Genomic DNA, 18,943 nt, shown 5'->3' with positions numbered 1-18,943 from the left:
GCGGCGCCTGGGACTGCAATCGCTTGCAGCCGGCGGCTCATGCCGCGCAGGCTTGCGTATTGGGTTGACTTACTTGGCGGCTGCCACGACCTTCTGGGCGGCTTCTTCCATGGAATCGGCCGAGATGATCGGCAGACCGGAATCGGCCAACAGCTTCTTGCCCAGGTCTTCGTTGGTGCCCTTCATACGGACCACCAGGGGCACCTTCAGGGAAACCGCCTTGGAAGCAGCGATCACGCCTTCGGCGATCACGTCACAGCGCATGATGCCGCCGAAGATGTTGACCAGGATGGCCTTCAGTTCGGGGTTCTTCAGCATGATCTTGAAGGCTTCGGTGACCTTCTCGGTGGTGGCACCGCCGCCCACGTCCAGGAAGTTGGCCGGCTCGCCGCCGAACAGCTTGATGGTGTCCATGGTGGCCATGGCCAAGCCGGCGCCGTTGACCAGGCAGCCGATGTTGCCGTCCAGGGAGATGTAGGCCAGGTCGAACTTGGACGCTTCGACTTCAGCCGGATCTTCTTCGTCCAGGTCGCGGTAGGCGACGATTTCCGGGTGACGGAACAGGGCGTTGGAGTCGAAGTTGAACTTGGCGTCCAGGGCGATGACCTTGCCGTCGCCGGTCAGGATCAGGGGGTTGATTTCAGCCAGGGAAGCGTCGGTTTCCCAATACGCCTTGTACAGGCCTTGCAGGTTCTGGCGGGCAGCCGGGATGGACTCTGCGGGCACGCCGATCTTGGCGGCCACGTCATCGGCTTGGGCGTCGGTCAGGCCATCGATCGGATCGATGATGACGTTGTGGATCTTTTCGGGGTGGCTGTGGGCCACTTCTTCGATATCCATGCCGCCTTCGCTGGAGGCCATCAGCACGACCTTTTGCGAGACGCGGTCGGTCACCAGGGAAACGTACAGTTCCTTCTTGATGTCGGCGCCTTCTTCGATCAGCAGGCGGCGCACCTTCTGGCCTTCAGGACCGGTCTGGTGGGTCACCAGTTGCATACCCATGATCTGGTTGGCGTACTCCTTGACCTGTTCGATGGACTTGGCCACCTTCACGCCACCGCCCTTGCCACGACCACCAGCATGGATCTGAGCCTTGACGACCCACACCGGGCCGCCGAGTTTCTGGGCAGCCGCTTCGACTTCGTCGACCGACATGCAAGGAATGCCGCGCGGCACGGTTACGCCGAACTGGCGCAGGATTTCTTTACCCTGATACTCATGGATTTTCATGGGAGCTTCCCTTTAGACACTGAATGAATAAGACTTGCCGGATTGAAATTCGGTAGCCGGCGTCATGCCGGCCGTCGAGAAAGCAGACTGCAACCCGCAGGCGGGTATCGCATCCGTTGCCGGATGGAAGCGAACGCAGGCGTGAGCTGCGCGGGTTGCGAGTGAATTCGTAGAATTGGGCATGTTCATGCCGTCTGCTTTAGTTGGTCTGATATTCGAAACGCGCCGGCTTGCACCGAAGCGTCCGCATTATCCATTCCTGCTCCTGACGTGGGCCTTGCACCGTTGCGCCGTTTTAACGAACCGGCAACACGCGGTATCTCCTCAGGCTTGCGCGCCGCAGCAAAAACTTCCGAATTCTAGCACAGGCAGGCTCGCCTGTTCGCCGGTAGCGCTAACAGGCAATGCAAAGAGCCGAGATTACCGCATGATGGGACTGAAAGAAGTGACACACCCATCCACTGGGAAATGAATAGATGAGGCGGCGAGCCTGGGGCTGATTCAACAGACTGATGTCAGGAAGCGTCTTCGTCTTCTGCCCAGGCCATCTGGAAGGCTTCGCGGATGCTGCGATGGGAAAAACCGCGTTGCTGCAGGAAGCGCATCTGCTTGGCCCGCGTCTCGGCGTCAGCCGGGGGGGCGCTGAACTTGCGGCGCAGCACCTGGGCGGCACGCTCGCCTTCGCCTGCGGCCAGGTCGGCCTTGAGGTCGGCAATGGCTTCACCTTCGATGCCATGACCGTGAAGTTCCGAGAAGATGCGCTGGTTACCGTAGCGCGCCGAACGGCGATGTACCAACGACTCGGAAAAGCGTTCTTCGGAAAGAAAACGGGATTGTTCGAGCCACTGCAGCAGCGCCTCGATGTCGTCACCCTCTTGCGCGTAAGGGGCAAGCTTACGCGCAAGTTCCAGGCGACTATGCTCACGTGAAGAGAGATATTTGAGCGCCCGTGCTTTCAGGCTGATCGGCGGTCTTGGCATGACGTTCGACTACACGGACGATGGAACGGAAGAAACGGGTGCAACGAAAGAAGCAGGTGACACCATGGTAGTGAAACAATAAAGCGATAAAGCGATGAAGCGATGAAGCAATAATGCCGTGTTGCTATACAGCGGTACTGCATGTTTGCCCTCCCGCTCATGCCACCGGAGCGGCGCGGCACAGGTGGGAGGGACAGGTCCCACCCTGACATCAAGGGCTCAGGCAAACCCTGGTGTCACGGTAGCGCCTGGATGAGGATCAGGAAGCCTGTGCTTCTGCTTCGCCACCAGCGGCCAGCTCCGGCACGCCCAGGGCGACGCGGACCTTGTTTTCGATCTCGCGGGCCAGTTCCGGGTGTTCCTTCAGATAGTTGCGGGCATTGTCCTTGCCCTGGCCGATGCGTTCGCCGTTGTAGCTGTACCAGGCGCCGGATTTCTCGACCACCTTGTGCTCGGAACCCAGGTCCAGGATCTCGCCTTCGCGGGACGTGCCTTCGCCATACAGGATGTCGAAGTGGGCTTCGCGGAACGGCGGCGCAACCTTGTTCTTGACGACCTTGACCTTGGTTTCGCTGCCGATGACTTCATCACCCGACTTGATCGAACCGGTGCGGCGGATGTCCAGGCGCACGGAGGCGTAGAACTTCAGCGCGTTACCACCGGTGGTGGTTTCCGGGTTACCGAACATGACACCGATCTTCATACGGATCTGGTTGATGAAGATGACGGTGGTGTTGGTGCGGTTGATGCTGCCGGTGAGCTTGCGCAGCGCCTGCGACATCAGGCGGGCTTGCAGGCCGGGCAGGGAGTCGCCCATGTCGCCTTCGATTTCAGCCTTGGGCGTCAGCGCGGCCACCGAGTCGACCACGATCAGATCCACCGCACCCGAGCGCACCAGGGCGTCGCAGATTTCCAGGGCCTGTTCGCCGGTGTCGGGCTGCGAGATCAGCAGGTCGTTCAGGTTCACGCCCAGCTTCTGAGCATAGGTGACGTCCAGTGCGTGCTCGGCGTCGATGAAGGCGCAGGTGCCGCCCAGCTTTTGCATCTCGGCAATCGATTGCAGGGTCAGGGTGGTCTTGCCGGAGGATTCCGGGCCGTAGATCTCGATGACGCGACCGCGCGGCAGGCCGCCGATGCCCAAGGCGATGTCCAGGCCCAGCGAGCCGGTGGAGACAGCCTGGATTTCCTCGGCGATGACGCCGTCTTCCATGCGCATCACCGAGCCCTTGCCAAACTGCTTTTCAATCTGTGCCAACGCGGCGGCCAGCGCCTTGCTCTTTTCAGAGTTGTTCGCAGCTTTTTTGTCGTCCATAAATCTCTCTCGGCAAAATGTCGTGAAGAAGGGGTGTCAGGGGAGGTATTGCGGATATTGCAGATATTGCCCGGGGGCAGTGGATGACCGCCCCCGATAGAGCGATACTGTATAAAAAAACAGTGCTCCATGCAAGCGTTTTTGTCGGCCCCGGTTCATTCGTGGGCGAAAACCACAATTATACGAGAGCGGGGGCACCCAAAAACTTCATAAATCGTAGAGTAATGATGCATGGAAGGAAAAAAAGCGGCACACTCGCGAGTTGGTAGGAATAATTCGTCAGCTCTGCGTCAATGAGCGCCCAATGTACGTCATCTCACGACATATTGCATTGCGGCAATTTTCCATGCTCCACGCCTTCAGCAACCCCGAACAGACAGATAGATCGTTTGATAGACCGTTCTCATGAGTTTAGTGCCCTTTAGCCACATCAGCGCCCTCCGCTGCCTGGTCATCGACGACATGCCGACGATGCGGCAGAACATCCGTATGCACCTTGGCCAGCTCGGCGTCACCAAGGTCGACCAGGCGGCCACGCCCGATGAAGCTATCCGCTTCGTGCAATCCAGCACGTATGACCTGATCATCTGCGACTACAACCTCAACAAGGAAAGCAACGGCCAGCAGTTGCTGGAGTTCTTCCGCACCCAGAACATGCTCTCGCCGACCTGCATGTTCATCATGGTCACCGCCGAGAGCGGCTACAACCTGGTGGCCAGCGCTGCCGAGTTCCAGCCCGATGCCTACATGTTGAAGCCGCTGACGGCCAGCCGTATCGCCGAGCGCGTGGACCGCCTGCTGGAAAAGCAGCACGCCATGCTGCCGGTGACCGAGAAGATGAAGCGCAAAGACATGGCCGGCGCCATCATCGAATGCGACAACGTCCTCAAGGCCGCACCCAAGTGGATCGTCGAAATCATGAAGACCAAGGGCACGCTGTTGATCGAGCAGCGTCGCATCGATGAAGCGCGCGAGGTCTACAAGCAGGCCCTGGCCATGCGCGACGACCTGGTCTGGGCCAAGATCGGCCTGGCCCGCTGCAACATCGTGGCCGGTCAGATGGATGATGCGCGCACCATCGTGCAGGACGTGCTGGCGCAGAACAAGCAGTTCATCGCCGCCTACGACCTGCTGGCGCAGATTGATGAAGCCCAGGGCAACCAGGAAGGTGCGCTGGAGGCGCTGACCAAGTCGTCCGAAATCATTCCCTCGGCTCGCCGCAGCCGCCTGGTGGGCGACGTGGCCTACCGCAGCGGCCACCTGGACCAGGCGCGCGAAGCCTACGACAAGGTCTTGAAGCACACCAAGGGCTCGCTCACCGCACAACCCACCGACCTGCTCTCGCTGGCCCAGGTCCACATCGACAGCGGCGACCCCGATGCCGCGCTGCGCCTGCTGGAAAGTGCACCGCGCCGCTACGAGGAATCCAACATCTTCGTCTCGGCGCAAGCCGCCGTGCAAGCCCAGGCCTATGTGCAACTGGGTGACACCATCTCGGCCCAGCAAGCCTTCGAGACCGCGCGCCAGGCCGCTGCCAAGGAAAGCTCCGACACCACTTCGCTGGCCCTGGCCAAGGCTGCCTTCTCGATGGGCAAGGATGAGGAAGGCGCGCAACTGATCGCCGAAGCCATCAAGTCCGATCACGAAAATAAGACCCTGCAGATGCTGGCACGCAAGGTGCTTGCCGATACTGGCCGGGCCAACCTGGCCGAGGAATTGATCGACGGTGCCGTCAAGCAATGCATGAGCATCATCGCCGAAGCCAATGCCTTGATGCGCAGCGCCAAGCCCGACGAATCGCTGGCCAAGCTGGAAGAAGCGCTGGCCAGTATGCCCGAGAACACCGGCGTGCTGCTGGCCTCGGCCCAGCTGCATCTGCTGTGGATGAGCCAGCGCGGCTGGAACGAAGAATACGTCAAGCGCGTGCGCCGCTACCTGGCCACCCTGGACCGCCTGATTCCCGGCAACGATAGAGTCGCCAAGATGCATAAATTCCTGCGTGACACCCTGAGCAAAGTAGCCCCGAAGAGCTGACCATGGATCCCAAGCTTGCCGCGATCATCATTCACGACATCAAAAACTCCCTGGGCGTGCTGGAGGGGGAATTGCGCCGCCTGTCCGACGACGTGCCGCGCGCCCAGCAAGCCCACGTCACCTGCCTGGCCCTGCAGGAAAAGCTGATCGCCTTCCTGACCCTGTACAAAGCGGACTCCCAGGGCCTGCGCGCCCAGGTCGAGGCGGTCTCGCCGCTGGACTTCCTGGACGCACTGGTGCGCGAGCAGTCGGTGAGCCGCAGCAGCGACATTGCACTCACGGTGGACGAAACCGAGATGCCGGTGATCGGCTTCTTCGACGAACACCTGGTGGCGCTGGCGCTGGAAGCCGCATTGCAGAACGCCAGCCGTTTCGCCCGCACGCAGATCGCCGTGGGTTGCCGCAAGCATCCCGAAGGGGGCGTGATCTTCACCGTGCGCGACGATGGCCCCGGCATCGGCACCCAGGAAAAGAAGCCCTCCACCGGTCTGGGCATGGACCTGTGCAATGCGATTGCCACCGCCCACAACAAGGAAACGCAGCATGGCGAAGCACGCCTGTCCAACCATCCCGAGGGTGGTGCGCTGTTCGAGCTGTGCCTGCCTTGATCTGAGCCGATGCGAGAGGGCCGCAGCCTGCGCTGCGGTACGCTTCCTGTGCAAGACTACAGGTCGCCAGGAATACTCCAGCGCACGAGCACTCATCTAGATGAGCACATGAGCATCCGCACGGCGAGCCCGACGCCCCTCCTCTTCCCCGCCAGCATCCCCTCACATGCGCAAAGCGCATAACCAAGCGTGAAAATAGTCGTTCTGCCGCCTGCCCTTCGTCCTTAGAGTAATGGTCTGTCCGGCCTGTGCCGCCCGTGCTGCGGCACTTGGCGCCGGCCTCTCCATCACACAGGGAACGCCTCCATGCAACGCAGACACTTCCTCCGCCTGGCGCCGGCCGCGCTCGGCGCCACCCTGCTGGGCAGCACGCCACTGATCGCAGGCGCCGCCCAACCACCCAAGACCTTGCGCCTGGACTACGCGTATTACTCGCCGCCCAGCCTGGTACTGCGCAAGTTCGGCTGGCTGGAGGAAGATCTCAAGGCGCAAGGTACCGAAGTCAAGTGGGTACTGAGCCAGGGCAGCAATCGCGCCCTCGAATATCTCAACAGCGACAGTATCGACTTCGGCAGCACTGCTGGACTGGCGGCCTTGCTGGCGCGCGCCAATGGCAATCCGGTCAAGGCGGTATATATCTATTCACGCCCGGAATGGACGGCGCTGGCGGTGGGCAAGGATTCGCCAGTGCGCTCCATCAGCGAGTTGAAGGGCAAGAAGATCGCCGCTACCAAGGGCACCGATCCCTACCTGTTCCTGCTGCGCGCCTTGCATGAAAACGGCCTCAAGAAGAGCGACGTCGAGATCGTCCACCTGCAGCACGCCGATGGCCGCGCCGCCTTGGAACAAGGGCGCGTGGCCGCCTGGGCCGGGCTCGATCCGCACCTGGCGGCCAGCGAACTGGAGGCCGGTTCGCGCCTGATCTACCGCAACGTCAATTTCAATACCTACGGTTTTCTCAACGTCAGCGACAGCTTCGCCGCGCGCTACCCGGACCAGGTCAAGCGCGTCCTGGCCGCCTACGAACGGGCACGCCACTGGATCATCGCCCATCCCGATGAGACCGTGGCACTGCTCTCGGAAGAGTCCAAGCTGTCGGCGCCGGTGGCCCGACTGCAACTCAAGCGCAACGATTTCTCGCACCCGCAGATCGGCCGCGAACACATCGAAGCCCTGCGTGCCGCCGCCCCCATCCTGCTGGAAGAAGACCTGGTCAAGAGCAGCACCGATCTGCCGCGCACCATCAATGCGCTGATCGATCCTTCCTATGCGCAGGACGTGGTGAAGGCCTGAGCTCATGCGCGCACCAGTCACCCTGAACGGCGCGAGCACGGATGAGGCAATCCGGTCACGCCCCCTCCCCCGCCGTCGCCGCGGTTGGCCGCATGACGATGGCTATCGGCCCGGCCGTTTCACCGGCTGGATCCTACCGCTGGCCTTCCTGTTGCTGGTGGAAGCCGGTGCCCGGCTGGAGCTGATTCCCTCGCGCCTGTTGCCACCACCCAGCGAACTGGCGCACACCCTGTGGTCGCTGGCGGCCCGTGGCGAGTTGCTGCCGCACATCGTCGCCAGTGTCACGCGCGTGGCAGCCGGCTTTGCCATCGGCAGCGTGCTGGCAGTGGCACTGGGCCTGCTGGTGGGCATCAGCCGTCGCGCCGAAGCGCTACTGGAGCCGAGCTTCCAGGCCCTGCGTGCCATCCCCAGCCTGGCCTGGATTCCCTTGCTGCTGCTCTGGCTGGGCATTGATGAGACACCCAAGGTGGTGCTCATCGCCATCGGCGCTTTCTTTCCGGTCTACCTGAACCTGGTGGCCGGCATCCGCGACATCGACCACAGGCTCATCGAAGTGGGCAGCAGTTCGGGGCTGGACACGACCGAACTGATCCGTCACATCCTGCTGCCGGCCTCGCTGCCTTATCTCTTTGCCGGTTTGCGCGGCGGACTCAGCCTGGCCTGGATGTTCCTGGTGGCCGCTGAACTGATTGCCGCCACCCGCGGCGTTGGCTACCTGCTCTCGGACGGCCGTGAAAGCAGCCGGCCCGACCTGGTGCTGGCGGCCATCCTGATCCTGGCCGTGCTGGGCAAGTGCAGCGATAGCCTGCTGCGCGCCGTCGAGCAAAAGAGCCTGGGTTGGCGTGAAGCACGGTGGCAATCCAGCCAGAAGATTTCCTGATTCCTTGGAGAGCATCTGCCATGTCCAGGCATTGCTCAGACTTCATCGGCGGCCGCACCTCATCCCGCACCTGGGTCGGAAGGCGCCGATAATGGATGAACTAGATCAGGTCACGCTGCTCTTGCTGCTCATCTTGGTGGTGGTGGCGATACTCTTCCCATTGACGGAGGGGCGCAGATCGTCGCGCGAGCAGCGCGATCAGGAGCGAGAGGACAGACCGGACCATGCAAACAAGCGCCGCTGATGCGGTGCTTTTTTTTCGCCTCGCAGCGGGAGAGTCAAGACATCGAAAAGACGGCGCCGCGGTGGCAGGCCAGAGGGTGGCTAGAGGCCCGTATGAAGGGAAAAGACAGTCGAGGAACGCGCATAAAAAAAACCGCCGGCAAAAGCCGGCGGTAAAACGGATTGGCGACGCTCATCCACTAACCGCCGCCTTCCGCGCCAAACTGATACGTACTACATGAACTTTCTTACCGAACTCGTGCAGGCTTATGCCTGCACCGGATCGAGTTGCTGGATACCTGCCAGCACCCAGCCACCCTGGCCGGTCGCCGGCTTGGACAGGTTCCAGATCTCGGCGAACTGGGCCGGCGAGGCGCTCGGGTCTTCCTTGATGAAGCCGAAGAACTTCACGCTGGCAAGGTAATCATTGCCCACGGTTTCCACGCCCAGCACTTCCGCATCCAGCGAGACCACGTCGGTCTGGTTGGAGGCCGTGCCACGTTCCTGGATCTGCAGGCGCAGCTCGGCAAACATCTCGGGGGTGGTGAATTCGCGGATATCGTTGATGTCGGCCTTGTCCCATGCCGCTTGCAGGCGGATGAAATAGGTCTTGGCATTGCGCACGAAGCCCACGGTGTCGAAACCAGCCGGAATGCCATAAGCAGGTGCTGCCTCGGCATTGCCGAAACCACCACCGAAACCGCCTTGGGTGGTCGCGGCAGCGGACTGGTCGGTCTTCAGCAGGGAGCCGATCTGGGGCGTGCCCGAGGCGTTATCCGCAGCTTGCGGTGCGGCCGAAGCCCAGGCCGGCGCCGGTTGCGAGGCTTGTGCGCCTTCCGACTTGCGACGGACCAAACGGATCACGAACATGATCACCAGCGCGATCAGGGCCACGGTCAGGATGGTGCTGATCATGCTGGCCAGGGCGCCACCCAGGCCGAAATGCGACAACAGTGCGCCCAGGCCCAGACCCAGCAGCGCGCCACCCAGCAAGCCCTTCCACATGCTCGGCTTGGCCGCAGCAGCCGCAGGTGCGGCGGCAGGGGCAGCCGGCTTGGCTGCGGCAGCCTGGTTCTGTTGCATCGGGGCCGGGCTCTGCGCCTGACGGCTGGCGCTGGAAGACTGTTTGCCGATCGAACCGCCACCGCCAAGACGCTTGGCTTCGACGGCCGACATGCCAACAGACAGCGTCATGACCGCCACTATCAGCGCGACAAATGCTTTTTTCATACTTTCTCCTAGAGATTCTGATGATGTGATGCGGTCACATCGGCCGTGATTTTCGAAAAGGGTTCGAGTTGCTCGTTGCCCTGGCGAAATCCGCATCAGCCTTGGCGCAGGCAGGCCAGGGCTGGCCGCGCACGAGCAGGAGCCTGCTGTCGCACGGCGCGAAGCCTCAGGAAATCAGGGGCAGTTCAGCGGGCGCAGCAAGACCTGTCGCGCGGGGCGACGGACTCAGGCCCGGGGAGGACGTCCTGCGCGCGGCAGGAACGGGGGTTGCAGGGCGGCATCGCTACGCAGAGCGGGCGCCAGGCGGGAGGTTTGCGGCGCGAAGGCCAGCGAATGGATCAGCACGGGTTCGTCGCCGATACCGGCGTGCGAGGAGAAATCTTCACCATTGTCGGCATAGCCGGCACTGTCGTCATCGCTGCTGCCAGCATCAGAGGCCACGGCGTGCGACTGGTCGCCGCTCACGACATGGACATGATGATCGGACAGGGAAGCGGGCTTGGCCGCCAGGTGCTGCACCGCCACAGTGGCGTGCACAGAAGCCGGGGCAGAGAAATCGGTGGCGGCCATCGAGCTGGCGTAAGTCAGCACCGCTGCAAAGACTTGCACCGGTAACAGACAGATCAGCAGGAGTACCCACACACGTTTCATCAGATTTTCCAGCAATGGATGCGAGAAATTATATCAACAAAGATTGCGCCGACAGCAAGTAAATCTTGCTGATGCCCCTACTATAAGGCCTAAGCTTCAGACTTCAATGACCAAGTCTGAATTGTTACACTTCGGGCCGGTCCCTGATCCACGACAAAAAAACAGCACATCAGGATATGCCTGATTTGCATTGGTCTTTGAATTAGGGGAATATGAATGAAAAGTACCACAATAATTCAATCATCCGAGACAAATCAGCCGAGCCCGTCTCGCTGATCTATTTCTATGCGCATCCTCCTTGCTGAAGACGACAGCGTACTGGCCGACGGACTGACCCGGTCCCTGCGCCATTCCGGCTATGCCGCCGATTGCGTCAAGAACGGGGTGGAAGCCGATTCGGCCCTGTCCACCCAGGACTTCGACCTGCTGATCCTGGACCTGGGCCTGCCCAAGATGTCAGGGCTGGAGGTGCTGCGCCGCTTGCGCGCCCGCAATTCGCGCCTGCCGGTGCTGATCCTGACCGCGGCTGACTCGGTCGAGCAGCGCGTGCAAGGCCTGGACCTGGGTGCGGACGACTACATGGCCAAGCCCTTCGCCCTGTCCGAACTGGAGGCGCGGGTGCGGGCGCTGACCCGGCGCGGTGCCGGCGGCGGCCCTACCGTCATCAAGCACGGCCCCCTGTCGTTCGACCAGGTCGGTCGCATCGCCTACATCGGCGAGCAGATGCTGGAATTGTCGGCGCGGGAACTGGGCCTTCTGGAAGTATTATTGCAACGCACGGGCCGCCTGGTCTCCAAGGAACAACTGGTGGACCACCTGTGCGAATGGGGAGAGGAAGTCAGCAACAATGCCATCGAAGTCTATGTCCATCGTCTGCGCAAGAAAATCGAGGTCGGCGGCGTGCGCATCGCCACCGTGCGCGGGCTGGGCTATTGCCTGGAAAAGCTGCCCGAAGCAGGCGCTGCACCGCTGGCCGCCTCCAACAACGCAGCCTGAACCGGTAGCGCGCTCGCGCTGATCGCCCATGACCGCGCGCGACCCCGCCCCGGCTTCTCCCGACCCGGCCCCGCCAGCGCCGGCCGCGCCGCCGCGCAAGAAGCGTCGCGCCGCCCTGGCCACCCAACCGGTGGAGCGCATCCAGCGCTCACTCTTCGGCGAAATCCTGGACTGGATGCTGGCCCCGCTGCTGCTGCTGTGGCCGATGAGCATCGCCATCACCTACCTGATCGCGCAATCGATCGCCAACCAGCCCTTCGACCGCGCCCTGGAAGACAGCGTCACCGTGCTGGCGCAACAGGTGTCCGAAGTCAACGGCAAGGTGGTGGCGCGCTTGCCGGTCTCGGCGCGCGACCTGCTGCGGGCCGACGACATCGACAATATCTACTACAGGGTCACCGGCCCCAACGGCGAATACGTCGAAGGCGATGTCGACATGCCCCAGCCGCCCGCCGACGATGACCGCGCCACCCTGGGCACGGTGCAGTTCCGCAATGACATCCTGCACGGCAGCGACGTGCGCATCGCCACCCTGCAAGTCGACCTGCGCCGCAGCGCCGCCCAGCGCGCGGCCCAGCACGAGCCGCGCCTGGCCACGGTGCAGGTGGGCGAGACACTGGAAAAACGCGCCCAACTGGCCAATGAAATCATCAAGGGCGTGATCCTGCCGCAGTTCGTGATCCTGCCGGTGGCGCTAGCGCTGGTCTGGTTCGCACTCTCGCGCGGGCTCTCGCCGCTGTCGGAATTGCAGCAGCGCATCCGTGCTCGTCGCCCTGACGATCTCTCCCCCATCGACTCCGGCCAGGTGCCCGAAGAAATCTCGCCGCTGGTGCGCTCACTCAACGACATGCTGGCGCGCCTGTCGCAGACCATCGCGATCCAGAAACGCTTCATCGCCGACGCCGCGCACCAGATGAAAACCCCGCTGGCCGGAATGCGGATGCAATCCGAACTGGCGCTGCGCCAGGGCGACCAGGACGATGTGCGGCGCTCGCTGGAACAACTGGCCAAGAGTTCGGAAACCGCCACGCGCCTGGTCAACCAGCTACTCTCGCTGGCCCGCGCCGAGAACCAGCAATCGCAGTCCGGCGGCATGGTCGCGGTGGAACTGAACGAACTGGCCCGCAGCGTGGTGCAGGACTGGGTGCCGATGTCATTTACCCAGCGCATCGATCTCGGATTCGAGCAGCCCGACCATCCCATCCTCATCACCGGCAACCCGGTGATGCTGCGCGAATTATTGTCCAACCTGCTGGATAATGCCCTTCATTACACACCACACGATGGCAATGGCCGCGTCACCGTGCGCGCCCGTACCGATGAAGGCGGCGGGCTGGCCATCCTGGAAGTGGAAGACAATGGCCCCGGCATTCCGGTAGCCGAGCGGGCCAACGTGTTCGAACGTTTCTATCGCATCCTCGGCACGCCCAGCACCGGCAGCGGCCTGGGCTTAGCCATCGTGCGCGAGATCGCGCAACAGCACGACGCCGTGCTGGAGATCACCCACAATCCGCGCTGCACCGATGCACGCTATCCGGGCTGCGTGTTTCGCGTGAGCTTTCGCATGATGCCGCGCACGCCCTTCTTCGACGACCTCACCTGACATGGACCAAGCGCCTCAGCCCATCGACCCCGGCAACCAATGGCAGCGCACCCGCCGCATGACGGCCTGGCTGCTGGCGCTGTGGTTCGCAGCCACGTTCTGCTTCATCTACTTCGCCCGCGAACTGGACCGGGTGCACCTATTCGGCTGGCCGGTCTCGTTCTACATGGCCGCGCAAGGCATGATGCTGATCTACCTGGCCATCGTAGTCATCTACGTGCGCCGGATGCGCCGCATCGAACAACTGGTCAGGCGCGAACAAGGCGAGAGCGGACATGGAGAGTAACCAGAATTTCTTCCGGCGCCTGTGCCGCTACTACGGGTTCTACACCCTCGGCTTCATCGCCTTCCTGTGCGTGCTGGCGCTGCTCGAACGCGAGGGGATGCCGCGCTCGTGGATCGGCTATCTGTTCCTGTTCGTCACCATCGGCCTGTATGCCGGCATCGGCGTGGTCTGCCGCACCTCCGACGTGCCCGAATACTATGTCGCCGGACGCCGCGTGCCGCCGCTGTTCAACGGCATGGCCACGGCGGCCGACTGGATCTCGGCGGCCACCTTCATCAGCCTGGCCGGGGGTCTCTACCTGCAGGGCTTCGACGGCCTGGCCTACATCCTCGGCTGGACCGGGGGGTATTGCCTGGTGGCGCTGCTGATCGCGCCCTATCTGCGCAAGTTCGGCCAATACACGGTGGCCGATTTCCTGGCGGCGCGCTATCCGGGCCGGCCCGGCAGCTACGGCGCCAACCTGATCCGCATCCTGGCGGTGGCCGCCACCATCCTCATTTCCTTCACCTACGTGGTGGCGCAGATCTATGGCGTGGGGCTGATCACCTCGCGCTTCACCGGCATCGATTTTTCCATCGGCATCTTCCTCGGCCTGGCCAGCATCCTGGTGTGCTCCTTCCTGGGCGGGATGCGCGCCATCACCTGGACCCAGGTGGCGCAATACATCATCATCCTGCTGGCCTATCTGATCCCGGTGATCTGGCTCTCGGCCAAGCACGCCAGCGTCCCCTTCCCACCGGTGGCCTATGGCGCGGTGCTACCCAAGCTCTCCGCACTGGAACACAAGCTGGAAGACGACCCCAAGGAAAAGGAAGTGCGCCGGATCTTCCAGACCCGGGCCGACGACTATGCACAACGCTTGAAGAACCTGCCGCAATCCTGGGCCGACGGCCGGGTGGAAGCGCAGAACCAGGCCGACCAGATCCGCCGCGACACCCACGCCTCGCTGGCCGAGATCAAAGCGGCCAGCCGCGCCCTGGCGGCCTATCCCAAATCACCCGAAGAGGCCCAGCGCAAATGGAGCGAAGCGCGCGCGGCCAACCTGGCGCGGGCCCAGCCACCGGTATCGCAGACCGACCCCTTCCCCGGGCGCGACAAGTCCAGCTCGGACATCAAGCGCAATAATTTCCTGGCCCTGGTGTTTTGCCTGATGCTGGGCACGGCCGCGCTGCCGCACATCCTGATGCGCTACTACACCACGCCCACCGTGGCCGGTGCGCGCAGCTCGGTGTTCTGGACGCTGTTCTTCATCATGCTGATCTACCTCACCGTGCCAGCCCTGGCGGTACTGGTGAAATACGACATCTATACCTCGCTGGTGGGCAGCAGCTACAGCCACCTGCCGGACTGGGTGTATTACTGGGCCAACATGGACAAGCTCAATCCCCTGGTCTCGATCAATGACTTGAACCGCGATGGTGTGGTGCAACTGGGCGAGGTTTCCATGGATGGCGACATCATCGTGCTGGCCATGCCGGAGATCGCCGGCCTGCCCTATTTCGTCTCGGGCCTGGTGGCCGCAGGCGGACTGGCCGCAGCCCTGTCCACCGCCGATGGTCTCTTGCTGACCATCTCCAACGCACTCTCGCACGACATCTACTACAAGGTGGTGGACCCCAGCGCCTCGACGCAAAAGCGCGTGACCATTTCCAAGTTGCTGCTGCTGGTGGTGGCGTTGCTGGCGGCCTATGCGGCCTCGCTCAAACCAGGCGACATTCTCTCGATGGTCGGCGCGGCCTTTTCGTTGGCGGCCTCCACGCTCTTCCCGGCGCTGGTGCTGGGTGTGTTCTGGAAGCGCGCCAACCAGCCCGGTGCGGTGGCCGGCATCGTCTGCGGATTCCTGATGTGCGTGTATTACATGCTGCACACCAACCCTGCCTTCGGCGGCAGCGCGGCAGGACAGTGGTTCCACATCGCGCCGATCTCGGCGGGCATCTTCGGCGTGCCGGTGGGCATGGCCGCGATGGTCATCGTCAGCCTGCTGACGCCGCCACCGGATGAGGCCACCGTCGCGCTGATCGACCACATCCGCACCCCCTGACAGGCGCGCGGCGCAAGCTTCAGATCGACAATTGCAAGCCCCGCGCCTCTTCGCCCGGCAACACCGTCACAGCCACCTGCATACTCTGCTGGCCGCCACCGATCAAGACCCCGCGCAAGGGCGAGATGTCGAGGAAATCGCGCCCCCAGCCCAGCGTGATATGGCTGGTATCGGGGAAGATGCCATTGGTGGGATCGGCATCGATCCAGCTCCCCTGCGTGCCATCGATGCCGGGGCAATACACCGACACCCAGGCGTGCGAGGCATCGGCCCCGATCAGACGTTCCTGTCCCGGTGGCGGTTCAGTCAGCAGATAGCCACTGACGTAGCGCGCCGCCAGACCAATGGAGCGCAGGCAAGACAGCATCAGGTGCGCAAAGTCCTGGCACACGCCACGGCGATTGACGAACACCTCGGTCACCGGCGTAGAAACCGTGGTCGCCGCAGGATCGAAAGTGAATTCCTCATGGATGCGCAACATCAAGGCACGCACCCCTTCCACCACCGACATGCCGGGTCCGAAGCATTCGGCCGCGTAACGGATGAATTCGCGCTTGATGCGCACGTGCGAAGATTCGAACAGGAAATTGGATGCTTCCAGCATTCCCGGCGCCATCAGTTGGCCGCCGCGATAAGCCATCAGCGTGACCGCCTCATCCCAGCGCATGACTTCCTGCGGCTGACCGCGCGGGGTGAGCGCGACCCAGGAGTCGGCCTGCACGTCCAGGCTGGTGTGGTCGGTATCCAGCGAAAAGGTCTTGATGACGTTGCCGAAATTGTCTTCGTAGCTGCGCACCAGGTGCGGCGCGGGCAGCACATCCACGGTGTGCGACAGGCAATGCTGCCAGGGCAGCTCGCGCGGCGTCAGGTGCAATACCTGGTGCGACAGCCGCACCGGCAGTGAATACTGGTAGGTGGTCTGGTGGTGGATGCGATAGACGTGGCGCTCGCTCATCTCGTGCATCGGGCTCATCTCACACCCCTTGGCTGACCGGTGCGGTCAGCGGCGTGAAGTAGTGGCGTGACAGGTCGTCGGAAAGCATATAGCCACCGCTGACCGCATCGCGCATCAATTGCGTCAGGCGGGCATTGGCCTGTTCCACGTTGGGATGATCGTGGGCGAACTCGTTGAGGTTCATCGCCTCCAGCTGGCTCGACAGGTGAGTAGGAATGCTCATGCTGAGCAAACCCAGTTGCTGCGCGATCTCATTGATGTACTGCTGCAACATGCGGAACTGGTAAGCCATGCCATGCGGATTGCTCACATCGAACACCAGCAGGTGCAACACTGGCAGCCACTCCGGCGTGCGCCGGTAGCGCACGCGATAGGTGACGATGCTGCTGGCCGCCTCCAGCAGCCAGGACAGCGCAGCCGTCTGGCGCTGCGGCGGCAGACGCAAGAAGTTGTCCAACAGCGTGGCCATATTGGCCATGCGCTCGATATGACGTCCCACCATCAGGAACTGCCAGCCGGCATCGCGCGTCATGTCGTCCAGCGCATGACCGGCCAAGCCCGAGCAGGCATCGATCACATTGCCCAGCACCTGTTGCGCGGCCGCCGGCGTGTTGATGCGTTCCTGCACCATGGCCGGCATCTTGGTCAGGGCGTGCCAGTTGTCCAGCGACAGGTGTTCGCGCACCTGGTAGGCGGCATTGGCGAGTTGGCGCAATTGCGTGGCCACGCTCACCGGCGCCGAGGGATCGACCACCGCCGCCTGCAAGCTCTGCTGCAAGCCGGTGATGGTGGGCCGCGGTTCGGACTTGGGCATCTGCACCCCCAACTGACTACAGATCCACGACACGCTGCCCAACATGCCGCGACTCTCGCTCTGGCCATCCATGGTGTATTGCAAGGTGGTGCGCAGCAAGCGGGAAAGATTCTTCACCCGTTCCGAATAACGTCCCATCCAGAACAGATTCTCGCCCGAGTGGGAAGAGACATCGACGGTGCCCTTGATGAGGGTGACGTTTCTTTCATTTTGCCCCTCCTCAGCGCCAACCCAGTCGGGGCGCTCTTCTTCGCGCAGCACCCAGACATCCTTGCTGGTGCCGCCCTGCTGCATCGACACCACGTCGCGCCGCTGACGCGGCGCCACGCGCGTGAGTCCGCCCGGCATGACCTGATAACCACCTTCGCCATCGGCCACCGCAAACACGCGCAGGCTGATGGTGCGATTCATCAAGCGATAGTCGCCACTGCGCGACATCACCGGCGCCTGCGACAGGCGCACCCATTCCTGCGCAGCATAGGCGTGCGGTTGCAATTGCAGGCTTTCGATCAGGCGTCGGCGCGCCGCGCCGGTGAGCGTATGACCGAATACCGGCTGCATCCGCATCGAAGAAAACGCCGGCACGATCACCAGTTCATCGATGTGCGCCAGGGTGTAGTCGAGCGCCGGTTTTTCCCCACACCACCAGGAGGCCACCGAAGGCAACAGCAGTGATTGACCATACAGCCGTTCATTGATGGCCGGCAGGAAGCCATGCAGCGCCGTCGATTCCAGCACGCCGCTACCCAGCGAATTGGCGATGACCACATTGCCCAGGCGCGCGGCCTGGGTCAGACCCGGCACGCCCAGCGCTGAATCGGCGCGCAACTCCAGCGGATCGCAATAATCGTCGTCCATGCGGCGCAGAATAGCGTGGACCCGACGCAGGCCATTCAAGGTCTTCAGGAATACCTGGTCGCTGCGCACCGTCAGGTCCACCCCTTCCACCAGCGGGAAGCCCAGCGTATGGGCCAGGAAGGCGTGTTCGGAATAGGTTTCGTTATAGGGGCCGGGCGTGAGCAGCACGATCAGCGGCACCTCGCCCTGGGCCGGCGCCAGGCGCGTCAGCATCGCGCGCAGGGTATGGAAGTAGCGGTGCGGGGACTCCACGTGCATGTCGCGCAAGGCCTCGGGCATGGCGCGCGCCATGATCTGGCGGTTCTGCAGCGCATAGCCGGTGCCGGACGGACCTTGCGTGCGGTCCGACACCACCCACCAGGTGCCATCGGCCGAACGCGCCAGGTCGATCGCATAGGCGTGCAGGTGTACCCCACCCGGTGGCTGCCAGCCATGACAGGGCATCAGGTAACCATGCTGGCCGAACACCAGCGCAGGCGGCAGCAGGCCTTCGGCGATCAGGCTCTGGGGCCCGTAGATATCGGCCAGGAGGCCATTCATCAAGCGCGCCCGCTGGGCCACGGCGCGCTCCAGGAAATCCCATTCCTCCGAGGACACCAGATGCGGCAACAGATCCAGTTCCCACGGCCGGTTGGCACCCTTGGGGTCGGCATAGACGTTGTAGGTCACGCCATCCGAAGCGATGGCGTCGCGCACCTCGGTGGCGCGCCGGCGCAGCATCTCCGGCGAGAGGTTTTCAAGCTGGTCGATCAGCGTTCGCCAGTGCGGGCGCAGGCGGCCGTCGGCCGCCAGCATTTCGTCGTAACGATCGCTGGCTACCGGATAGCTTTCCAGTAGACGCTGGGACATAAGTGTTTGGCGACCGGGCTGCGTGTGCGCAGGGGAGATTTCCCATGCGGCGCGACACGCAAGCGGCTGCGCGTCGCGCCGGGGACGGCGCCCGGCTCAGT

The 18,943-nt window shown here is 62.9% G+C and carries 16 protein-coding genes; 9 read left to right on the top strand and 7 right to left on the bottom strand.

The window, feature by feature from the left end; all coding sequences use genetic code 11:
- Positions 1-69: 69 nt before the first annotated feature.
- The 3 genes from sucC to recA all read right to left on the bottom strand — a co-directional run bounded on the left by sucC (position 70) and on the right by recA (position 3,522).
- Positions 70-1,230, bottom strand: a complete 1,161-nt coding sequence (gene sucC, locus RC54_RS03235) for an ADP-forming succinate--CoA ligase subunit beta (RefSeq protein WP_058894233.1) — start codon at positions 1,228-1,230, stop codon at positions 70-72.
- Positions 1,231-1,745: 515 nt separating this feature from the next.
- A complete protein-coding gene (gene recX / locus RC54_RS03230) occupies positions 1,746-2,210 on the bottom strand; it encodes a recombination regulator RecX (RefSeq protein WP_058894232.1) in 465 nt (154 codons plus the stop codon).
- Between the two features lie 259 nt (positions 2,211-2,469).
- Positions 2,470-3,522, bottom strand: coding sequence for a recombinase RecA (gene recA / locus RC54_RS03225; protein ID WP_034313178.1), 1,053 nt, complete (start codon positions 3,520-3,522; stop codon positions 2,470-2,472).
- A 405-nt stretch (positions 3,523-3,927) separates the two neighbouring features.
- On the opposite strand from recA, the gene RC54_RS03220 reads away from it, so the two are divergent.
- The 5 genes from RC54_RS03220 (at position 3,928) to RC54_RS24995 (ending at position 8,581) form a co-directional block, all read left to right on the top strand.
- The gene (locus tag RC54_RS03220; RefSeq protein ID WP_058894231.1) at positions 3,928-5,556 is read left to right on the top strand and encodes a tetratricopeptide repeat-containing response regulator; all 1,629 of its coding nucleotides are present in this window, start codon (positions 3,928-3,930) and stop codon (positions 5,554-5,556) included.
- A 2-nt stretch (positions 5,557-5,558) separates the two neighbouring features.
- On the top strand, positions 5,559-6,164 hold the full coding sequence (locus RC54_RS03215) for a sensor histidine kinase (RefSeq protein ID WP_017455216.1): 606 nt from the start codon (positions 5,559-5,561) through the stop codon (positions 6,162-6,164).
- 306 nt (positions 6,165-6,470) lie between these two features.
- The gene (locus tag RC54_RS03210; RefSeq protein ID WP_112068055.1) at positions 6,471-7,457 is read left to right on the top strand and encodes an aliphatic sulfonate ABC transporter substrate-binding protein; all 987 of its coding nucleotides are present in this window, start codon (positions 6,471-6,473) and stop codon (positions 7,455-7,457) included.
- 4 nt (positions 7,458-7,461) lie between these two features.
- Positions 7,462-8,337 carry an ABC transporter permease gene (locus RC54_RS03205; protein WP_123020408.1) on the top strand — a complete coding sequence of 292 codons (876 nt, stop codon included), beginning with the start codon at positions 7,462-7,464 and terminating at the stop codon, positions 8,335-8,337.
- Between the two features lie 91 nt (positions 8,338-8,428).
- On the top strand, positions 8,429-8,581 hold the full coding sequence (locus RC54_RS24995; RefSeq protein ID WP_164471187.1) for a hypothetical protein: 153 nt from the start codon (positions 8,429-8,431) through the stop codon (positions 8,579-8,581).
- Positions 8,582-8,826: 245 nt separating this feature from the next.
- Here the strand turns inward: RC54_RS24995 and RC54_RS03200 are convergent, their stop codons facing one another.
- Entirely contained in the window at positions 8,827-9,789 is a 963-nt protein-coding gene (locus tag RC54_RS03200) for a Tim44 domain-containing protein (protein ID WP_061789674.1), read from the bottom strand.
- A 225-nt stretch (positions 9,790-10,014) separates the two neighbouring features.
- Positions 10,015-10,440, bottom strand: a complete 426-nt coding sequence (locus RC54_RS03195; protein ID WP_061789673.1) for a hypothetical protein — start codon at positions 10,438-10,440, stop codon at positions 10,015-10,017.
- A 285-nt stretch (positions 10,441-10,725) separates the two neighbouring features.
- Between RC54_RS03195 and RC54_RS03190 the strand changes: the two genes are divergently transcribed.
- From RC54_RS03190 to RC54_RS03175, 4 genes are read left to right on the top strand one after another with little or no spacing between them, the layout of a single operon-like run.
- Positions 10,726-11,436: a response regulator gene (locus RC54_RS03190; protein ID WP_017455224.1), complete on the top strand. Its 711-nt coding sequence runs from the start codon at positions 10,726-10,728 to the stop codon at positions 11,434-11,436.
- A 28-nt stretch (positions 11,437-11,464) separates the two neighbouring features.
- Positions 11,465-13,039 (top strand): sensor histidine kinase, encoded by a 1,575-nt coding sequence (locus tag RC54_RS03185; protein WP_058894227.1) that lies wholly within the window; start codon positions 11,465-11,467, stop codon positions 13,037-13,039.
- A 1-nt stretch (position 13,040) separates the two neighbouring features.
- Positions 13,041-13,325: a DUF4212 domain-containing protein gene (locus tag RC54_RS03180; protein ID WP_058894226.1), complete on the top strand. Its 285-nt coding sequence runs from the start codon at positions 13,041-13,043 to the stop codon at positions 13,323-13,325.
- Entirely contained in the window at positions 13,315-15,366 is a 2,052-nt protein-coding gene (locus tag RC54_RS03175) for a sodium:solute symporter family protein (RefSeq protein WP_058894225.1), read from the top strand. The genes RC54_RS03180 and RC54_RS03175 overlap by 11 nt, the downstream gene beginning before the upstream one ends.
- Before the next feature lie 19 nt (positions 15,367-15,385).
- Here the strand turns inward: RC54_RS03175 and RC54_RS03170 are convergent, their stop codons facing one another.
- On the bottom strand, positions 15,386-16,330 hold the full coding sequence (locus RC54_RS03170) for a transglutaminase family protein (RefSeq protein WP_082803120.1): 945 nt from the start codon (positions 16,328-16,330) through the stop codon (positions 15,386-15,388).
- Between the two features lie 10 nt (positions 16,331-16,340).
- Positions 16,341-18,842: a circularly permuted type 2 ATP-grasp protein gene (locus RC54_RS03165; RefSeq protein WP_061789672.1), complete on the bottom strand. Its 2,502-nt coding sequence runs from the start codon at positions 18,840-18,842 to the stop codon at positions 16,341-16,343.
- Positions 18,843-18,943: the final 101 nt, after the last annotated feature.

The organism is Herbaspirillum rubrisubalbicans (assembly GCF_003719195.1).
Lineage (GTDB): Bacteria > Pseudomonadota > Gammaproteobacteria > Burkholderiales > Burkholderiaceae_D > Herbaspirillum > Herbaspirillum rubrisubalbicans.
The sequence above is the reverse complement of the archived record's forward strand: the minus strand, read 5'-3'. Positions and strand labels throughout refer to the sequence as shown.